Below are 17,853 nucleotides of genomic sequence, written 5' to 3'. Positions count from 1 at the left end.
AGGTTGACCCGATGAAGTCGTTCCTCGCCGCTCTAGCTCTCGGCACCGCGATGCTGGCCCAGGCACCGGCCTTTGCCGCCGGCCCGGTCGCCGCGCCCGTCGCCGACACCGATCTGCAGAAGCTGGTCGCGCTGATGGCGCCGGCCGACGCGATCACGCGTCTGGCCGGCAAGGCGTTCGATGCGGGGATGGAGCAGGAAGTCTCCACCAACGCCAAGCTCAAGGCAGCCTATGACGCCGATCCGGCGCTGCGCGCGCAGGTCGGCGGCACGCTCCGCGACCAGTTCACCGGCATCCTCGTCGCCGACCTGCCCGCGCTGCGCACCCAGCTCGAGACGATCCTCAAGGCCGAACTGACTCCGTCGGAGATCGCCGACACGCTGACCTTCTTCAACAGCCCGACCGGGCAGAAGGTGCGCGCAGAAGTCTACGAGACGATGGGCAATACGCCCGGCCAGTCCGAGCAGGAGATGCAGCAGGCGGCGATCGCCTCGGTGATGGGCAAGATGACCGCCGAGGATTACCCTGCGCTGATGGCGTTCGCGGGCAGCACCGCGTCGCAGAAGATGGGTACGGTCAACCCGAAGATCTCGGCGGCGAGCCAGGCCTGGGCGCAGAAGCTGGTCCAGGCCAACCGCCCGAAGATGGAAGCGCTCGCCGTCAAGCTGACCGCCGATTATCTGGCGAAGAAGAAGGGCGCCAAGTGATGCGCCGCCTTTCGCTTGCCGCCGCGCTGCTGCTTGCCGGAACCGGTACAGCCCAGGCGCAGACCGCGCCCAAGCCCGCCGCCGCGCTCGCTCCGGTGGATTCCGCCAGGCTGGCCGTTGCCGAGCGCGTCGTAGGGCGGCTGGTGCCGGCGGGAGTCTACCAGACGATGTTCGACACGGTCTTCACCGAGATGATGGACCAGGCGTTCGGCCAGGCCGGCGAGATGCCGGTGGCGCAGCTCGCCCGGCTCGGCGGCATCAGCGAGGACAAGGTCAAGGCGCTCGGGGGTGTGAAGCTGCGCGAGATCGTGGAAATCTACGATCCCGTCTGGCGCGAACGCCAGAAGCGGATGATGCAGGTGTTCGCCAAGGGCATGGGCGAAGTGATGGCGAAGCTCGAGCCCAATGTGCGCACCGCGCTCGCCAAGGCCTATGCGCGCGAGTTCACCGCCGCCGAGCTCGAGGATCTCGATCGCTATTTCGCCACCCCGGCCGGTGCGCATTACGCAGCGAAGTCGCTGATCATCTCGATGGGCCCCGACATGACCCAGGCAATGCAGGACATGATGCCCGAGATGATGTCGGCCATGCCCGTGCTGATGAAGCGCGCGGAAGAAGCCACCGCCGATCTGCCGCCCGAACGCAAGAAGGGCGACCTGTCGCCCGCAGAACGCAAGAAGCTCGCCGAACTTTTCGGCGTCGATCCCGAAACGCTGGAGGACGACGCGTCCTCCGCGACCGGCACGGAGTAAGTTGAGATGCAGTTGGACGAACGCGAACGGATGGCCCGCGAGGGCATGTACCGTCCCGAGTTCGAGGGCGATGCCTGCGGCGTCGGCATGGTCGCCGCGACCGACGGCCAGCCTTCGCGCCGCGTCGTCCAGTCGGCGATCGATGCGCTGAAGGCAGTGTGGCACCGCGGCGCGGTGGACGCGGACGGCAAGACCGGCGACGGCGCCGGCCTGCACGTCGACCTGCCCGTGCGCTTCTTCGACGACGCGATCGCCGCCGGCGGCCACCGCGTGCTGCCGAACCGCCTCGCCGTCGGCATGGTCTTCCTGCCGCGTACCGACCTCGGCGCCCAGGAGGCGTGCCGCACGATCGTCGAGTCCGAGATCATCGAGGCGGGCTATACCATCTATGGCTGGCGCCAGGTGCCGGTCGACGTGTCGGTCATCGGCATGAAGGCGCAGGCGACGCGGCCCGAGATCGAGCAGATCATGATCGCCGGCCCGCAGCCGGACGCGATGGATGCCGCCGAGTTCGAGAAGGAACTCTATCTCGTCCGCCGCCGCATCGAGAAGGCGGTGATCGCCGCGCAGATCAGCGGCTTCTACATCTGCTCGCTGTCGACCCGCTCGATCATCTACAAGGGCCTGTTCCTCGCGGAATCGCTGTCGGACTTCTATCCCGACCTCAAGGACGAGCGCTTCACCAGCCGCGTGGCGATCTTCCACCAGCGCTATTCGACCAACACCTTCCCGCAATGGTGGCTGGCCCAGCCCTTCCGCTGCCTGGCCCATAACGGCGAGATCAACACGATCCGCGGCAACAAGAACTGGATGCTCAGCCACGAGATCAAGATGGCCAGCATCGCGTTCGGCGAGCGCTCGGAAGACATCAAGCCGGTGATCCCTGCCGGCGCGTCGGACACCGCCGCGCTCGACGCCGTGTTCGAGGCGATCTGCCGTTCGGGCCGCGACGCGCCCACCGCCAAGCTGATGCTGGTGCCGGAGGCCTGGGACGAGCACACGCCCGCCAAGCATCTGGAGATGTACAAGTATCTCGCCTCGGTGATGGAGCCGTGGGACGGCCCCGCCGCGCTGGCGATGACCGATGGCCGCTGGGCAGTCGCCGGCGTCGACCGCAATGCGCTGCGCCCGTTGCGCTACACCCAGACCTCGGACGGCCTGCTGATCGTCGGCTCCGAGACCGGCATGGTCCAGATCCCCGAATCGACCGTCATCGCCAAGGGCCGGATGGGCCCGGGCCAGATGATCGCCGTCGATCTCGACCAGGGCGTGCTGCTCTGCGACAAGGCGATCAAGGACCAGATCGCCGGCGAGCACGATTATGCCGGGATGATCGGCGAGTTCATCACCGTCGAGGAGCTGCCCGCGCCCGCAGCCCCGTCGCTCCGCTTCGAGCGTGCCGACCTCACGCGCCGCCAGGTCGCGGCGGGGCAGACGCTCGAGGACATGGAGCTGATCCTCGCCCCGATGGTCGAGACCGCCAAGGAAGCGATCGGCTCGATGGGCGACGACACGCCGCTCGCCGTCATCTCGGACAAGCCGCGCCTGATCAGCCAGTTCTTCCGCCAGAACTTCAGCCAGGTCACCAACCCGCCGATCGACTCCCTGCGCGAACGCCAGGTGATGACGCTCAAGACACGCTTCGGGAATCTCGCCAACATCCTCGATACCGAGGGTGGCGGCTCCAAGGTGCTCGTGCTCGAGAGCCCGGTGCTGACCAATGGCGACTGGGACCGGCTGCGCGCCCATTTCGGCAGCCAGTCTGCCGAGATCGACTGCACCTTCGCCGCCGGCGGCACGCCGGAGGATCTGCGCGAGGCGATCAAGCGCATTCGCTACGAGGCCGAGCAGGCGGTCCGCGCCGGCTGCACCGAACTGTTCCTCACCGACGAGCATGTCTCGGAGGGCCGCGCGGCGATCGCCGGCGTGCTGGCGGCAGCGGCGGTGCACACGCATCTCGTCCGCCGCGGCCTGCGCAGCTACGCCTCGGTCAATGTCCGCTCGGCCGAGTGCCTCGACACGCATTACTACGCGGTGCTGATCGGCGTCGGCGCGACCACGGTGAACGCCTATCTGACCGAGGCCTCGATCGCCGATCGCCACAGCCGTGGCCTGTTCGGCGAGATCAGCATCGAGGAGTGCCTCAAGCGCCACCGCAAGGCGATCGACGAGGGCCTGCTCAAGATCATGTCGAAGATGGGGATCGCGGTGATCTCCTCCTATCGTGGCGGCTACAACTTCGAGGCCGTCGGCCTGTCGCGCGCACTGGTCAACGACCTGTTCCCCGGCATGCCCGCCAAGATCTCGGGTGAAGGCTATGCCTCGCTCCACCTCTCGGCGATGATGCGCCACCAGGCGGCCTATGACCGCGGCGTCGCGACGCTGCCGATCGGCGGCTTCTATCGCCAGCGCCACGGCGGCGAGACCCATGCCTATTCGGCGCAGCTGATGCACCTGCTGCAGACCGCGGTGTCGACCGACAGCTACTCGTCCTACATGGCCTTCTCGCGCGGCGTGCGCGATCTGCCGCCGGTCTATCTGCGCGACCTGCTCGAGTTCAACTTCCCGAACGAAGGGATCCAGATCGACCAGGTCGAGGCGATCACCGAGATCCGCAAGCGCTTCGTCACCCCGGGCATGTCGCTCGGCGCGCTCTCGCCCGAGGCGCACGAGACGCTGGCGATCGCGATGAACCGCATCGGTGCCAAGGCAGTGTCGGGCGAGGGCGGCGAGGACAAGCTGCGCTACACGCCGTACGAGAATGGCGACAACGCCAACTCGACGATCAAGCAGATCGCCTCGGGCCGGTTCGGCGTCACCGCCGAATATCTCAACGCCTGTGACGAGATCGAGATCAAGGTCGCCCAGGGCGCCAAGCCCGGCGAGGGCGGCCAGCTGCCTGGCTTCAAGGTCACCGAGTTCATCGCCAAGCTGCGTCACGCGACGCCGGGGGTCACCCTGATCTCGCCGCCGCCGCACCACGACATCTATTCGATCGAGGACCTGGCGCAGCTCATCTACGATCTGAAGATGATCAACCCGCGGGCGCGGGTGTGCGTGAAGCTGGTCAGCTCGGCGGGCATCGGCACGGTCGCCGCCGGTGTGGCCAAGGCGCATGCGGACGTCATCCTGGTCGCCGGCCATGTCGGCGGCACCGGCGCTAGCCCGCAGACGTCGGTCAAGTACGCCGGCACGCCCTGGGAAATGGGCCTGACCGAAGTCAACCAGACGCTGACGCTCAACGGCCTGCGCGGCCGGGTGAAGCTGCGCACCGATGGCGGCCTCAAGACCGGGCGCGACATCGTCGTCGCCGCGATCCTCGGTGCCGAGGAATATGGCATCGGCACGCTCAGCCTCGTCGCGATGGGCTGCATCATGGTTCGCCAGTGCCATTCGAACACCTGCCCGGTCGGCGTCTGCACCCAGGACGAGAAGCTGCGCCAGAAGTTCGTCGGCACGCCGGAAAAGGTCATCAACCTGATGACCTTCATCGCCGAGGAAGTCCGCGAGATCCTCGCCAAGCTCGGCTTCCGCAGCCTGGACGAAGTGATCGGCCGCACCGAGCTGCTCCGCCAGGTCAGCCGCGGCGCCGAGCATCTCGACGATCTCGATCTCAATCCGATCCTCGCCAAGGTCGATGCGGACGACGCCGAGCGCCGCTTCAGCCTGTCGACCTTCCGCAACGAAGTGCCCGACAGCCTCGATGCGCAGATGATCAAGGACGCAGCCCCGGTCTTCGCGCGCCGCGAGAAGATGCAGCTGACCTATAATGTGCGGAACACTCACCGCGCGGTCGGCACCCGGCTCTCGTCCGAGATCACCCGCCTCTACGGCATGTCGACGCTCGCCGACGGCCATGTCCATGTCCGCCTGCGCGGCTCGGCCGGCCAATCGCTCGGTGCCTTCCTGTGCAAGGGCGTGACGCTGGAAGTGTTCGGCGACAGCAACGACTATGTCGGCAAGGGCCTGTCGGGCGGCATCATCGTGGTGCGACCGCTGGTCAGCTCGCCGGTCGAATCGTGGAAGAACACGATCATCGGCAACACCGTACTCTACGGCGCCACCTCGGGCCGGCTGTTCGCCGCCGGCCAGGCGGGCGAGCGCTTCGCGGTACGCAACTCGGGCGCCGAAGTGGTGGTCGAGGGCTGCGGCGCCAATGGCTGCGAGTACATGACCGGCGGCACTGCGGTGCTGCTCGGCCAGGTCGGCATGAACTTCGGCGCGGGCATGACCGGCGGCATGGCCTTCGTCTATGACGAGGACGGCAGCTTCGAGCAGCGCGCCAATCCGGAGAGCATCGTCTGGCAGCGCCCCGCCACGCCGCATTGGGAAGCCAAGCTGCGCGACCTGGTCGAGGCCCATGTCGCCGCGACCGACAGCAAATGGGCCGCCGGCCTGCTCGAGGACTGGGACCGCGCGATCGGCAGCTTCTGGCAGGTGGTGCCGAAGGAAATGCTGACGCGCCTGCCGATGCCACTCAACGACGACGCGGTCGAGGCCGTGGCGGCAGAGTAGGGATGCCGGCCCGGTTCGTCCGATTCCTCCTTTGGGAGTATCGGCGCGACTGGGCCGCCGCCTTGCTGTTGCTCGTCGTCGTGGCACTCGCCTGCTGGTGGGCCTGGGAGAAGCTCCCGCGCCCCGGCACCACGGCCGTCGTGGCGACAGGCACCATCTTCGATCTGCGGCAGGGCCTACCTTCGGGGGGCAAGTACACTCTCGCAAATGGTCCGATAGCGGCGATCGACGTCACGATGCCGGGCGGCGGCGTACAGCGGTTCACGGGTGATAGACACCTGATCGGACGATGCCGCCGCGGTGACCCGGTTCGCCTGACGCGCAAGGAAAACAGCCTAGGGCAGTCCGAATGGGTACTGACCGCCGATTCCTGTGGCACCGCTTTCTGATTCCACCTTCCGGGGGAAGAGAACGGCTCGTCGCAATGGGCTCCGCAAGCGCCAACTATCTGTGATATAAGGCACCGCTATCCGATCCGACTCCGGAGCCTGTCATGCGTCTCGTCCTCACCGCCGCCCTGTTCTGCGCCGCCGCCACGCCGGCGCTTGCCCAGACCCAGCCGGAACCGAGCACCCGCGACAGGACCGAGGCGCTCGCCCGCGCGCTCAACAACCCGATGGTGCAGGAAGGGGCGGCCGCGATGCTGACCAACCTGGCCGGCATCGTGCTCGACACCCGCGTCGGCCCGGTCGCCCATTATGTGGATCCGACGGTCGACGAGAACGAGACGCTGGGCGACATCCAGCGCCGCCGCGATCCGGACTTCGACCGGAATTTCCACAAGAACGCGCGCAGTGCCGTCGTGGTCGCCGGCAAGCTGACCGAGGGGGCGCTCCAGATGCAGGACTCGCTCGCCGAGACCGCCGCACGCCTGCGCGCGGCGCTTCAGCCACTGCGCGGCGCGCTCGACCCCAAATAAGCGGCTTTTATCGACCAGCCGGTCGGCAATCGCTTTACGCGGGCGCGCGGCGAGTCCTAAAGCGGCCTCATGTGGCAGCTTTATCAATTCCCCCTCTGTCCCTTCTCGCGCAAGGTCCGGCTGCTGCTGGCCGAGAAGGGCGTCGGCTATGAGCCGGTGCGGGAATCGCCCTGGCTGCGGCGCGACGAATTCCTCGACCTGAACCCCACCGGGCAGGTGCCGGTGATGGCCGATACCGAGCGCGGCGTGACCCTGATCGATTCCTCGGTGATCTGCGAGTTCTTCGAGGAGACGGTGAACAAGGCGCCGATGCTCAACGGCACGGCGACCGATCGTGCCGAGATCCGCCGCCTGACGATCTGGTTCGACACCAATTTCTATGCCGAGATCACCGCACCCCTGCTCCACGAACGCATGCTGAAGCGCATCGTCTACAAGCAGTCGCCCGACGGCCAGGCGCTGCGCACCGCGATGAAGGCGGCAGTCAACCATCTCGACTACATCGATTATCTGCTCGATCACCGCACCTGGCTGGCCGGCCCGACGATGAGCCTGGCCGATCTCGCCGCGGCCGCGCAGATCTCGATCGCCGACTATCTCGGCGGGATCGACTGGAAGAGCCATGAGCAGGCCAAGGGCTGGTACGTCCGGATGAAGAGCCGCCCGAGCTTCCGCCCGCTGCTAAGCGAGCGGATGGAAGGCATTCCGCCCCCCGCCGACTACGAGAAGCTCGACCTTTAATGGGGGAGTTGCGAGAGACTGCCGCGCTGCTTGGCTTCTACGGTGACGATCTCGATCCCGAAGAGCTGACTGCAGGACTAGGCAGCGCTCCGACAGTGGGTGTGCGGAAGAGAGGTATTTGGCGTACGTCGCTCGGCGCCGAGAAGATTGCCCCGACGGGTTCGTGGCGTATCGAGGCGGATCGCTGTTCGCCTGGCGACCTCGACGGTCAGATACGCGCGTTGCTGGAGCCGTTGACTCGGGATTTCGGCGTCTGGCGCGGTTTCTCCAAGCGTTTCGGTGGCAGAATCTTTGCGGGTGCGTTTCTCGGCAGCGGGAATGACGGGCTGAAGTTAGAGGCCGATACGATCGCCGCGCTCGCCGAACGCGGATTGTACCTCGATCTCGACATCTATGCTCCCGAAGACACGGCCGAATGAAACTACCCGGCGCCGTCATGCGCTTTTCCGGCAAAGGCCTGATCATCCCGATCGGCCGGCCAGCGGAGCGCTTATGCTCGAACATCTCCCCCATTGGCTCGGCAAGGCGCTGAGCCCCTTTCGCGCCGGCGCCGACAAGTTGGCGATCGTCCGGCCCGAGCTCGCCGCCGAGGGCGTGATCCATCTCGCCAGCCCTGCCTTTGCGAATGGCGCGCGGTTGCCCGAGCGCTTTACCGCCGATGGCGAGGGCGTGTCGCCACCGCTTTTCTGGACCGGCGTGCCCGAAGGCACGTCGCGGCTGGTGCTGATCGTCGAGGACGCCGATGCGCCAACCCCGCAGCCGGTGGTGCATGCGATCATATGGGGCCTGCCGCTCGAAGGCGATCTCAAGGAAGGCGAGATCGCGCCCGATGGCGAAGGCGACGCGGACGGCGAGGATGTCGGCCGCAACAGCCGATTCGTCGAAGGTTGGCTGCCGCCCGATCCGCCCAATGGCCATGGCGAGCACAATTACGCGTTCCAGATCTTCGCGCTGAGCGAAGGCGAGGACCCGGGCGAGAATCCGGGCCGCGGCGCGGTGCTGCGCGAAATGGAGGGCCGGGTAATCGCTGCCGGCCTGCTCATCGGCACCTATTCCCGCGGCGAGGAAGCGCCAACCGGCACGATCGGAGCGGGCGCCACCGCCTGATCTCGGCCCGGTTCGAAAGGCGCTTGCCCCGCCGGCGGGCGCCTGCCACCTGATGCTCGCCTGGCGGGGAGCATCATGCGGAAACGGTTCGCGCGAACATTTGCATTGGCGCTCGCCGTCCTGCTCGGCGGCTGCTGGGCGCATTCCTATCCGGTCAGCGAGCGATTCCTCGCCCCGGCCAACCTCGATCCGGCGGCGGCGCGACGGGCAGAGCTGTTCGTCGACATGAACGGCACCTTCTACCCCGATGGCTGGCGCAGCTATGCCGATGGCAAGAAGCTGAAGGCGGACAGCCTGCTCAACGAGGCAGTGGGCAAGCCCGGGCTCGATTCGCTGATCGCCCGCGAGGAAGCGCGGCAGCTCGCCGATATCGAGGCGTTCGCGCGCGGCAAGAAGCGGATCTTCGTGCTGATCCACGGCTTCAACAGCGCGATCGACGACAGCGAGCCCCCCTATGACACGATCGAGGCGCAGCTCGATCTCGGGCCGGACGACGGCGTGATCCGCTTCAACTGGGACGGGCTCACCGGCAAGCTGCTCGGCGCCGGCAAGATCTGGTTCCACGCCACCGCGACCAGCCAGCTCGCCGGATCGCGCGGCCTGCGCCGGGTGCTGGCAAGGATCCAGGGCAAGCAGATCTACCTGATCAGCCACAGCCGCGGCGCTTCGGTGATCCTGAGTGCGCTGGGCAATCCGGTCTATCATCCCGGCTTCATCGCCAGGACGCGGAAGGTCACCGCGGCCTGGCAGGGCGATTATTCCGCGTTGCTCACCCCGCCGCCACTGCCCGACCGGCACAACCGCATACACGCACTGATGCTGGCACCGGCGATCGGGCGGATCGACTTCTGCGACCAGTCGCAACAGACGGCGATCGATCGAGGCCAGCCCTGCGCTAAGCTGCGCGACCTGGGGCCGCAGCTTGCGAGCCTGCGCTACACGGTCAATCGCGGCGATCCGGTGCTGGACAAGTTCATCGGGCTGAGCGGCAGGTTCAACCCCACCGATTTCGGGCTGAAGCCGGAGCTGGGCGAGGCGATCCAAGCGGAGGGCGGCTATTGCGGCATGTTGGGCTACGGCTTCCGCGAACCCGAGCCGTTCCACGCCTTCCGCCGCTATGCGCGGCACGAAGCGTTCACGGCGATGCTCGAGGACGAAGGCATATTGAAGCCGGGCGTATTCCACCCGTTCAAGCTGGTGCCCTCACCGGGGTGGAGACCCTGCCCGGCGCAATAGCGGTCTTCGCTGCGTCGTCATGCGCGCAGAGATGGAAGATGCCAGTCCGGCTTCGAAACGCGCGCGCTCTCCCGTCCGGGTAGCGCGTCTTCGTGGATCATCCCGGCGGTTTCGCTCATCATATCCTCCTGGGATATCCGGGAAACCTGTGTGGGCGCGCCGAGGTCCGCCATTGGAGGCCGCCGCCGGGCGGCTCGGCAGGGGTTCAGCCGAAGTGGCTGAAACCCTGCAGGCCGACCGTGGCGATCGTCATTGCGGTGAAGGCGAATGATGCCACACCGATCATCAGGCTACGTGTCATGCTTATCCTCTCCCTTCCGTCGGTTCCGCCGGCGATCATGCGACCGGGAAGGCGGAGGACGAGAAGAGCAGGATGCCATAGCTGAGGACGACTGCGCCGATGACGGCAACGCTGTGCTGGAACGAGCTGATACGGACGGCCATTTGAGTAACTCCCTGTCTGTGTTCGGCTGCCGGACCACCCGGCTGCCGATGCCAGATGAATTGCAGGGAGCGTGCCAGTTTTCTAAGTACTTGATTTTACTGGAGGCGCGTTAGAAAGTTACGTGTGGTTGGGAAATTTCACACCAAGCTATGGTGTATTTTCCCAATCAAAGGCGGACAGTCAGTGTCCGATTCCGGTCAGTCGATGCGGACGCAGTTCCGGCCGCCATTCTTGGCGGCGTAGCAAAGCTGGTCGGCCCGATGGAACACGGTGCCGAACACTTCGCCATGCTGGGCCGGGCTGAGGCCGGCGGAGAAGGTTATCTCGCCGAGCGGCGCATCGGTCTCGCGCAGGCGGTAGCGCTTTGCGGAAACGGCGAGGCGGGCACGGTCGAGCACTTCGCGGGCGCCCTTGAGGTCGAGCCCGGTGAACAGCACGACGAACTCCTCGCCGCCATAGCGCGCGACGAGATGGTTCTTGCAGGTGTCCGACAGCGCCTCGCCGAGCGCCTTGAGCACGCGGTCGCCGACGACGTGGCCGAAGCGGTCGTTGACCGACTTGAAGTGATCGACGTCGCACACCGCCATGCAGATCTTCGCACCAGCCGCGGCCTGGGCGGCATAGGCTTCCTCGAAGGCGCGGCGGTTGGGCAGGCCGGTCAGCGGATCCTTGCGGGCATTGTCGCGGGCTTCCTCGAGCTTGGTGCGCAGCTCATTGGCCTCGCGATTGGCGCTTTCGAGCCGCTCCTCGGCATTGCGGACCCGCTCGAGCATCGTCGCGGTGATCCGGCTGATCTCGTTCCCGTCGCCCCCCGAAGTGCGCATCGCCTGCGCGCTGGCGGCAAGGTCGCGGCCGAAATCCTTGGTCTCGGCGCGCATCGCGGTGACCATGTCCTGGAAGCCCTCGACCTGCATCTGGGTCTGGGCGACCAGGCCCTGGGCCTTCTCGATCGTGGCGGTCGGCGTACCGGCGGCCGGCGCGTCGCAACCCAGGCTCTCGATGTCGCGCCGGGTCAGCCGCACGCCGCCATCGGTCAGCGCGTGCACCGCGCGGGCCAGCGGACCGTCGGGATTGGCGAGGAGCTGATAGGCGAACGCATAATTGGCCGGATCGGGATCCAGCCGCTGGTCCACCAGAAATTCTCCGATTCGGTCGTACAGGTCACGTGCGGCCTGAGAACCGCTTGCTGCCCGGACGGCCTTGGCCGCGACCATCTGCTTCACTGCCTCACCCAAATTGGCCAGACGATGTCCCTCAACACCGTCTCGCCGGGCAAATTAGGGCGCAACTGCTAACATCCGGTGAGCAAAGCCTGCGGAGTTCTGAAAATATCAGTGCTTGTGGGCAGCCTTGTACTTCTGCACCGCCTCGAGCGAGAGCCGGATATGGCCCGCCGGGCTCATGTCCGAATGGGCGAAGATGATCTTGCCGTTCGGCGCGATCACATAGGAGGTCCGGCTGGTGATCTTGGTGGCGGTGCCGTCCGGCTTGGTCAGCTGCACGTCATAGCCCTTGACGATCTCGGGGCTGGCGGCGGCGACGGCGAACTTGCCCGCGCACTTCTCGGCCGAGAAGGCTTCGAGCTTGTCGATATTGCCCGCGGTCATGCCGATCACGCTGGCGCCGGCCTTCTGGAAATCGGGCAGCGCCTCGGCGAACGCATGGGCCTCCGCATTGCAGCCCTCGGTGAAGGCGGCGGGGAAGAAATAGAGGACGACCGGGCCCTTCTTGAGCGCGGCCTTGAGGTTCACCGTGAACGGCTTGCCCGCCATCGCGCCCGGCGCGGTGAAATCGGGGGCGACCTGGCCGGTGTTGAGCGCGGCGGTGGCCGGCACGGCGAGCGACAGAACAGCGGCGGTGGCGATCAGCAGTTTGCGCATGGCGATCCTCCTTGAATCCTCTACCCGGCCTATCGCGTCAGTGCGATGCCGATCCGGGCATGGGTGTCGTTCTTGCGATAGTCGTCCAGTGCCTCGCCATAGCCGGTGAAGGCCTGGCCGAAGATATAGAAGCCCACACCCTTGGCAATCCGCGCGAGGGGGTAGGAGACGAACAATTCCGCCGCGCCCTTGCCCGTATCGAAATTGCCGCGGCCGGTGAGCGACAGCTTGAGCCCGTCGCGCTGGCCGATCGCCGCGGTGAGGCTGGTATAGCCGAAATAGTCCTTCACATCGGGCGCGGTGCCGAGCCGGCCGACATAGAACCAGGCCTGGGGCGCGATATCGACATGCCAGTCGCCGCCGAGGTCGAACGTCTTCTCGGCGCGCAGATAGACCCGGTTGAGGTCCACCGAATCGAGTTCGCCGCGCCCGTTCGAATCATGACGATAGCCGAGCGCGACCTTGGTGGTCTCGTCGAACGGGATATCGGCATAGATTTCGGGGCTGTAATTGGTCGAGCGGAACGGGCCCGAGGGCTGGTTCAAAGCCCAGAACATCGTCTGGGTATAGGCGAAGCGGAGGTTGCCGAGCTTGAGCGGCGCCTTCTCGGCGAACGGGCGGAAGGCGAAGCTCACCTGCAGCTTGCCACCGGCATCCTTCAATCCGAACGCGCCATAGATCGGCTCGTGCGCTTCGAACCGGTCGGCGAAGGCGGCCGAGCTGCCGGTCGAGCTCTGCACCACCGTCTCGCCCTCGGGGATATCGGCGGCGGCGGCATGCTGCTCGGACGGCGGCACGGCGCGACCGGCGACGCTGACCGGCACGTAGCGCGCCTTGGCGAAGCCGTGCGGGGCGACGGTGGGCAGGGGCCCGGGCGCACGCTCCAGCACCAGCCGGGTCCCATCGACCGCGGTGATCTCGATCTGGCGCGGACCGGCATCGGTGACCGGCACCTCACCCTCGTTGACCAGGAACACCTCCACGCCGCGCAGCGCCTCGGTCTCGGAGGCGGGTTGGGCGGGGACGGCGCGCAGGCTCTGCGCCGCAGCGGGCGTGGCGGCGAGCAGCGCGGCAGGGATCAGCAGGCGGCGCGTGGACATTGGCGCGTGGAGTGGCAGGGGTTTGTGACCTTGGCGAGTCAGAATCTGAAGTCTAGGGCAGGCACCATGCCAGTAACCGCCGCAGACATCGCCCTCGCCGAACGCCTTGCCGATGCGGCAGGCGCCGCGATCCTTCCCTATTTCCGCTCGGAGCATGGGCTCGAGGCCAAGGAGGACCAGTCCCCGGTCACGCTCGCCGACCGCGCCGCCGAAGAGGCGATGCGCAAGCTGATCATCGCCGAGCGGCCGATGGACGGCATCCAGGGCGAGGAGTTCGGCGTGCGCGAAGGCACGAGCGGGCGTATCTGGGTGCTCGACCCGATTGACGGCACCCGCGCCTTCATCGCCGGCCGCCCGATCTTCGGCACGCTGATCGCACTGGTCGAGGAAGGCTGGCCGCTGCTCGGCATCATCGACCAACCCGTGACCAAGGAGCGCTGGCTGGGCGTTGCCGGCCGGCCGACCCTGTTCAACGGCAAGCCCGCCGAGACGCGCCGCTGCCGCGAGCTCAACCAGGCGGTCCTCGCCACCACCAGCCCGGCGCTGTTCGGCGACGACCAGCTCCATGCCTTCGAGCATCTCGACGCTTCGGTGATGAGCGTGGTGCTGGGCGGCGACTGCTACAATTATGGCTGCGTGGCGAGCGGCTGGCTCGACGTGGTGGTCGAGGCCGGACTCAAGCTCCACGACTTCGCCGCGCTGGTACCGATCGTCGAGGGCGCAGGCGGGCGGATGTGCGACTGGCAGGGCGATCCGCTGCACGCCGGCAGCAACGGCGAAGTGATCGCGGCCGGCGACCCGGCGCGAATCGACGACATCCTCGAGGCGCTGGCCTGCCGCGGCGGCCATGGGCAGGGCCATGACCACGGGCACTGAGCACGGCGCGGAAGTTTACTAAGTTTATACTACGGGGCCCCGGTTCTTCCCCTCCGCACGGGTTCCCGGCGCGGGTGCGATCGACGGGGAAGGAAGCAATGGCCTGCATCCGCCAGTATGGAGCAGGCGAAATCCTACATTGCAAGGATCGGATCCCCTGGCCGAGAAGAGGCCGGGGGGCCTATTCCTTTACCGGCGCGCCGATCGACCAGGTGAAGCCATAGGGATCGTCGACCTGGCCGTAGCGATCGCCCCAGAACTGGTTGTCGAGCGGCAGGCGGACGACGGCTCCGGCATCGAGCGCGCGCTGCCACCAGGCATCGGGATCGTCGACCTGGAGATGAAGCGTCACGCCCGCAGGCGGAGCAATGCCGCCGGTCCATTCGGGGAAATCGTCGTTGAGCATCAGATGGCCGCCATTGACCAGCAGGTGCGCATGCATCAGCCGCTTGCCGTCCTCGGCGAGGTGGCGCGCAAGCTCCTCGGCGGCAAAGGCTGCCTTGTAGAAGGCGATCGCCTCGCCCGCCTTGCCCTCGCGCACGGTGAGATGCGCGGTGACGCCACCCTTGGGTCCTTCCTGTCCGGCCATGTTCCTGCTCCTTCGAGTCGGTTGTCGCGAATCTAGGCGGGTTCGCCGGCTGCGGACAGCGGGCCCGCACGCGAAGGACTCAATCCCTCTTCGCGCGCTTGCCGCTCCCCGACTTGGCGGTGGTGCCGCGACCGACATCGTCGCGCGGCTTGCCCTTGCTGGTGCGCTGGGCGACGGCGCGGGCACCCTCGAGGACCGGGCCGCAATCCGCGGCCTTGGCATCGCCGACATCGACGAATGCGATGATCGCGGCGAACGGGCTGGCGAATACGCCCAGGCCAAGCCCCACGCCGGCGCGCGCGACCAGCTCGGGCGAGATCACGTCCAGGCCCGGCCGGGCGAAATAGCCGTTCAGGCCGACCGGCGACTGGCCGGAGAACAGGCTGAACTTCTTGCCGTCGGCGCGGATGGCGAGATCGATGCTCTCGTTGCGGAAGCTGAACCCGCCGCGGCCGAGCACGACGTTCTTCTGGGTGTCGATCAGGATCGGGTCCGCCGCGGCGATGCCGTCCCGCACCGTGAAGCCGATCAGCCCGCAATTGATCTGCACCGGCTCCTTGAGCTTCTTCTCGAACATCTTCTGGACGAAGGTGCCGATATCGATCTCCGACAGCTGGATGTTGCGCGTCCACATGCTGCCGCGCGGCAGGATCACCGCGATGCGACCGTTCGAATTGGCGAGCGATTCGCGCACACTGTCACCCGCGCCGGTCATCTTCACCCGCGCCTTGATCGTGCCGCTGGTGCCGCTCTGCTCGACGCCGAAACCCGCCAGCAGCGTTCCCATCGGGGTGGGCGAGAGGCGCACGTCGTAGTCGGTGAAGACCGGCTGCTTACGCGCATCGATCGTGATGTCCGAGCTGACCGTGCCGCGCGCCATGCTGAAGTTGAACGGGCTGAGCCTGAGCAGCATGTTGTCGAGGTCGAGACCCAGCTCGATGTTCGAGACCGGGAAGCTCGGCGCCCGCACGTCGCGCACCGTCCAATGGACCTTGGCGTCGAAGTTGCGCAGCGCCTCCACGCGCAGCTTCGCGTCGGGCAGGATGCGCGGCGTGCCGGAGACCTGGGTGATCGCACCGGCAGCGCCCTTTGCCGCCAGCGTGTTGGGATTATAGCCGATGAACGGGCCGGCATCGACGATATCGAGCGTGTCGGTGGCGAGCTGCGCGGTGAGCAGCATGCGCGGGCGCGTCATCTTCACGGTCATCTTGCCGGCAATGTCCGAATCGCCGAATCGGCCCTTGAGCCCGGTGAAGCGCCACTCGTCGCCCTGCTTGGTCAGCGCCGAGGTGAGGCGATAGGTGCGCGTATCGGGCACGGCGATGCCGGCGAGCATGAAGATGTCCGCCAGGTTCTGGCCGCGCACGTCCATGTGCAGATCGGCGCCCTCGATCTCGGTGGCGCCGGGCAGGGTGCCCGCAACATCCAGCTGGGTGCGCACGCCCTCGGCATGGAGCTCGAGCTGGTTCCTGCCGCCCGAGACGGTGGCATTGGGGGTGAGCAGCGCGCCGTCCAGGACGAAGCGGGTGCCACGCGCCGTGCCGCTGCCGTCGAACGAGATGGTCGAGGCGAACTGGGTATCCTTGGCCTCGACGGTGTGGACGCGGATGGTGGCCTCGATCTGCATCCGCGGATCAGCATAGCGGATCAGCGTGCCCTGGAGCAGCGCGCGGCGGATGGCGGGCAGGTCGAGTGGCTCGCCCTTTTCCTCGCTGAAGGTCCATGTGTTGCGCTTGCCGGCCTTGTCCCATTGCAGGTCGACCTGACCATTCTCCAGGCTCAGCCAGTTGATCCGGCGATTGCCGGTGATCAGCGACCAGGTGGAGATGCGCGAATCGATGCGCCGGGCCTCGAAGAAATTGCCCTTGCCGGCCCATGCCGGGTTGGCGATCGTCATCCGTTCGGCGACGAACTTCACGTTGAAGGGATCGAGATAGAGCTGGAAGTCGCCGGCGACCTTCACTTCGCGGTGGGTCTGGCCCGCGACGATGCGCTCGAAACTGTGCTTGAGGAAGCGGCCCTTGGTGACGAACAGGATCGTCCAGGCGAGGACGAGCAGGCCGAGGAACGTGGCGATGACCGCGATGACGCCGGCGAGCGGCGTGCCGAGCGCGCGAATCGGCCTGGCCGGGGCGCCAGCGGAGGCCGTATCGGCGGCTTTTATGGGCGTGTCGCGATCGGCCATGCGGTAGAAAAAGCCCCGCAACACCATGGAGTTCCCTTTCCTCCTCCGCTTGCCGGAGCGGTCTCCCGAGACTCAGGTTGCGCTGCAGCGGCGTTTGGGCTAGGGGCCCCGCTTTCCGCGATCGTAGGGATGCGCCGGCTGAATGGGCTGCCGCGCGTGTCCGCAATCGTCGAACTATAAGGAGACGAAAATGCCCAAGCTCAAGACGAAGAGCGGCGTCAAGAAGCGCTTCAAGCTCACCGCCACTGGCAAGGTGAAGCACGGAGTCGCCGGCAAGCGCCACCGCCTGATTTCGCACAACGCGAAGTACATCCGCCAGAACCGCGGCACCTCCGTGCTCGCCGACGCCGATACCGCCCGCGTTATCGCGTGGGCGCCGTACGGCCTGAAGTAAGGAGGGCCTAGAAAATGGCACGAGTTAAGCGTGGTGTAACCACCAAGGCCAAGCACAAGAACATTCTTGAGCAGGCAAAGGGCTATCGCGGTCGTCGCAAGAACACGATCCGCATCGCCCGTCAGGCCGTCGAAAAGGCCGGCCAGTACGCGTATCGCGACCGTAAGGTTAAGAAGCGGACCTTCCGTGGTCTGTGGATCCAGCGCATCAACGCCGGTGTCCGCGCCGAGGGCCTGACCTATTCGCAGTTCATGCACGGGCTGAAGCTCGCCGGCATCGAGCTGGACCGCAAGGTCCTGGCCGATATCGCGATGAACGAAGGCGAAGCCTTTACCGCCATCGTCGCGCAGGCGAAGGCGGCTCTGCCCCAGGCCGCCTGAGCGACCTGACGCGTAGAAGAAAATGGG

Annotated in this window: 17 protein-coding genes; 12 read left to right on the top strand and 5 right to left on the bottom strand. The window is 66.7% G+C overall.

The genetic code is table 11. The features are described from left to right. The first annotated feature begins 11 nt into the window (after positions 1-11). The 9 genes from GGR46_RS16510 (at position 12) to GGR46_RS16470 (ending at position 9,977) form a co-directional block, all read left to right on the top strand. Complete coding sequence (locus tag GGR46_RS16510; RefSeq protein WP_183999129.1) at positions 12-707, top strand: DUF2059 domain-containing protein; 696 nt, start codon at positions 12-14, stop codon at positions 705-707. Next, complete coding sequence (locus GGR46_RS16505; RefSeq protein WP_183999128.1) at positions 707-1,459, top strand: DUF2059 domain-containing protein; 753 nt, start codon at positions 707-709, stop codon at positions 1,457-1,459. The genes GGR46_RS16510 and GGR46_RS16505 overlap by 1 nt, the downstream gene beginning before the upstream one ends. A 6-nt stretch (positions 1,460-1,465) precedes the next feature. Beyond that, positions 1,466-5,974 carry a glutamate synthase large subunit gene (gene gltB / locus GGR46_RS16500; protein WP_183999127.1) on the top strand — a complete coding sequence of 1,503 codons (4,509 nt, stop codon included), beginning with the start codon at positions 1,466-1,468 and terminating at the stop codon, positions 5,972-5,974. A 2-nt stretch (positions 5,975-5,976) separates the two neighbouring features. Further along, complete coding sequence (locus GGR46_RS16495; RefSeq protein ID WP_183999126.1) at positions 5,977-6,363, top strand: hypothetical protein; 387 nt, start codon at positions 5,977-5,979, stop codon at positions 6,361-6,363. A gap of 104 nt (positions 6,364-6,467) precedes the next feature. Next, complete coding sequence (locus tag GGR46_RS16490; protein WP_183999125.1) at positions 6,468-6,893, top strand: hypothetical protein; 426 nt, start codon at positions 6,468-6,470, stop codon at positions 6,891-6,893. Between the two features lie 69 nt (positions 6,894-6,962). Further along, entirely contained in the window at positions 6,963-7,634 is a 672-nt protein-coding gene (locus tag GGR46_RS16485) for a glutathione S-transferase family protein (RefSeq protein WP_183999124.1), read from the top strand. After that, on the top strand, positions 7,634-8,053 hold the full coding sequence (locus tag GGR46_RS16480) for a DUF4279 domain-containing protein (protein ID WP_183999123.1): 420 nt from the start codon (positions 7,634-7,636) through the stop codon (positions 8,051-8,053). Before GGR46_RS16485 ends, GGR46_RS16480 begins: the two co-directional genes overlap by 1 nt. Positions 8,054-8,126: 73 nt before the next feature. Beyond that, positions 8,127-8,741, top strand: coding sequence for a YbhB/YbcL family Raf kinase inhibitor-like protein (locus GGR46_RS16475; protein WP_183999122.1), 615 nt, complete (start codon positions 8,127-8,129; stop codon positions 8,739-8,741). 75 nt (positions 8,742-8,816) lie between these two features. Next, entirely contained in the window at positions 8,817-9,977 is a 1,161-nt protein-coding gene (locus GGR46_RS16470) for an alpha/beta hydrolase (RefSeq protein ID WP_183999121.1), read from the top strand. 642 nt (positions 9,978-10,619) lie between these two features. Here GGR46_RS16470 and GGR46_RS16465 read toward each other — a convergent pair. From GGR46_RS16465 to GGR46_RS16455, 3 genes are all read right to left on the bottom strand, one after another. Further along, a complete protein-coding gene (locus GGR46_RS16465) occupies positions 10,620-11,555 on the bottom strand; it encodes a GGDEF domain-containing protein (protein ID WP_343058206.1) in 936 nt (311 codons plus the stop codon). Between the two features lie 198 nt (positions 11,556-11,753). Next, complete coding sequence (locus GGR46_RS16460) at positions 11,754-12,302, bottom strand: peroxiredoxin (RefSeq protein WP_183999120.1); 549 nt, start codon at positions 12,300-12,302, stop codon at positions 11,754-11,756. Positions 12,303-12,331: 29 nt separating this feature from the next. Continuing rightward, a complete protein-coding gene (locus GGR46_RS16455) occupies positions 12,332-13,402 on the bottom strand; it encodes a phospholipase A (protein WP_183999119.1) in 1,071 nt (356 codons plus the stop codon). A gap of 66 nt (positions 13,403-13,468) precedes the next feature. Between GGR46_RS16455 and hisN the strand changes: the two genes are divergently transcribed. After that, positions 13,469-14,278, top strand: a complete 810-nt coding sequence (gene hisN, locus GGR46_RS16450; protein ID WP_183999118.1) for a histidinol-phosphatase — start codon at positions 13,469-13,471, stop codon at positions 14,276-14,278. 181 nt (positions 14,279-14,459) lie between these two features. On the opposite strand, the gene GGR46_RS16445 is transcribed toward hisN, so the two are convergent. Together GGR46_RS16445 and GGR46_RS16440 are read right to left on the bottom strand one after the other, a co-directional pair. After that, positions 14,460-14,867 (bottom strand): VOC family protein, encoded by a 408-nt coding sequence (locus tag GGR46_RS16445; protein ID WP_183999117.1) that lies wholly within the window; start codon positions 14,865-14,867, stop codon positions 14,460-14,462. A gap of 79 nt (positions 14,868-14,946) precedes the next feature. After that, the gene (locus GGR46_RS16440; RefSeq protein WP_184000062.1) at positions 14,947-17,052 is read right to left on the bottom strand and encodes an AsmA family protein; all 2,106 of its coding nucleotides are present in this window, start codon (positions 17,050-17,052) and stop codon (positions 14,947-14,949) included. Between the two features lie 190 nt (positions 17,053-17,242). Here GGR46_RS16440 and rpmI point away from each other — a divergent pair, with 190 nt between their 5' ends. Both rpmI and rplT read left to right on the top strand, forming a co-directional pair. Then, on the top strand, positions 17,243-17,446 hold the full coding sequence (gene rpmI, locus GGR46_RS16435; RefSeq protein WP_056616276.1) for a 50S ribosomal protein L35: 204 nt from the start codon (positions 17,243-17,245) through the stop codon (positions 17,444-17,446). 14 nt (positions 17,447-17,460) lie between these two features. Further along, positions 17,461-17,826, top strand: a complete 366-nt coding sequence (gene rplT / locus GGR46_RS16430) for a 50S ribosomal protein L20 (protein ID WP_183999116.1) — start codon at positions 17,461-17,463, stop codon at positions 17,824-17,826. Positions 17,827-17,853: the final 27 nt, after the last annotated feature.

The sequence above is a fragment of the Sphingomonas kyeonggiensis genome, assembly GCF_014196745.1.
Lineage (GTDB): Bacteria > Pseudomonadota > Alphaproteobacteria > Sphingomonadales > Sphingomonadaceae > Sphingomonas > Sphingomonas kyeonggiensis.
This window is presented reverse-complemented; position numbering and strand designations above follow the sequence as displayed.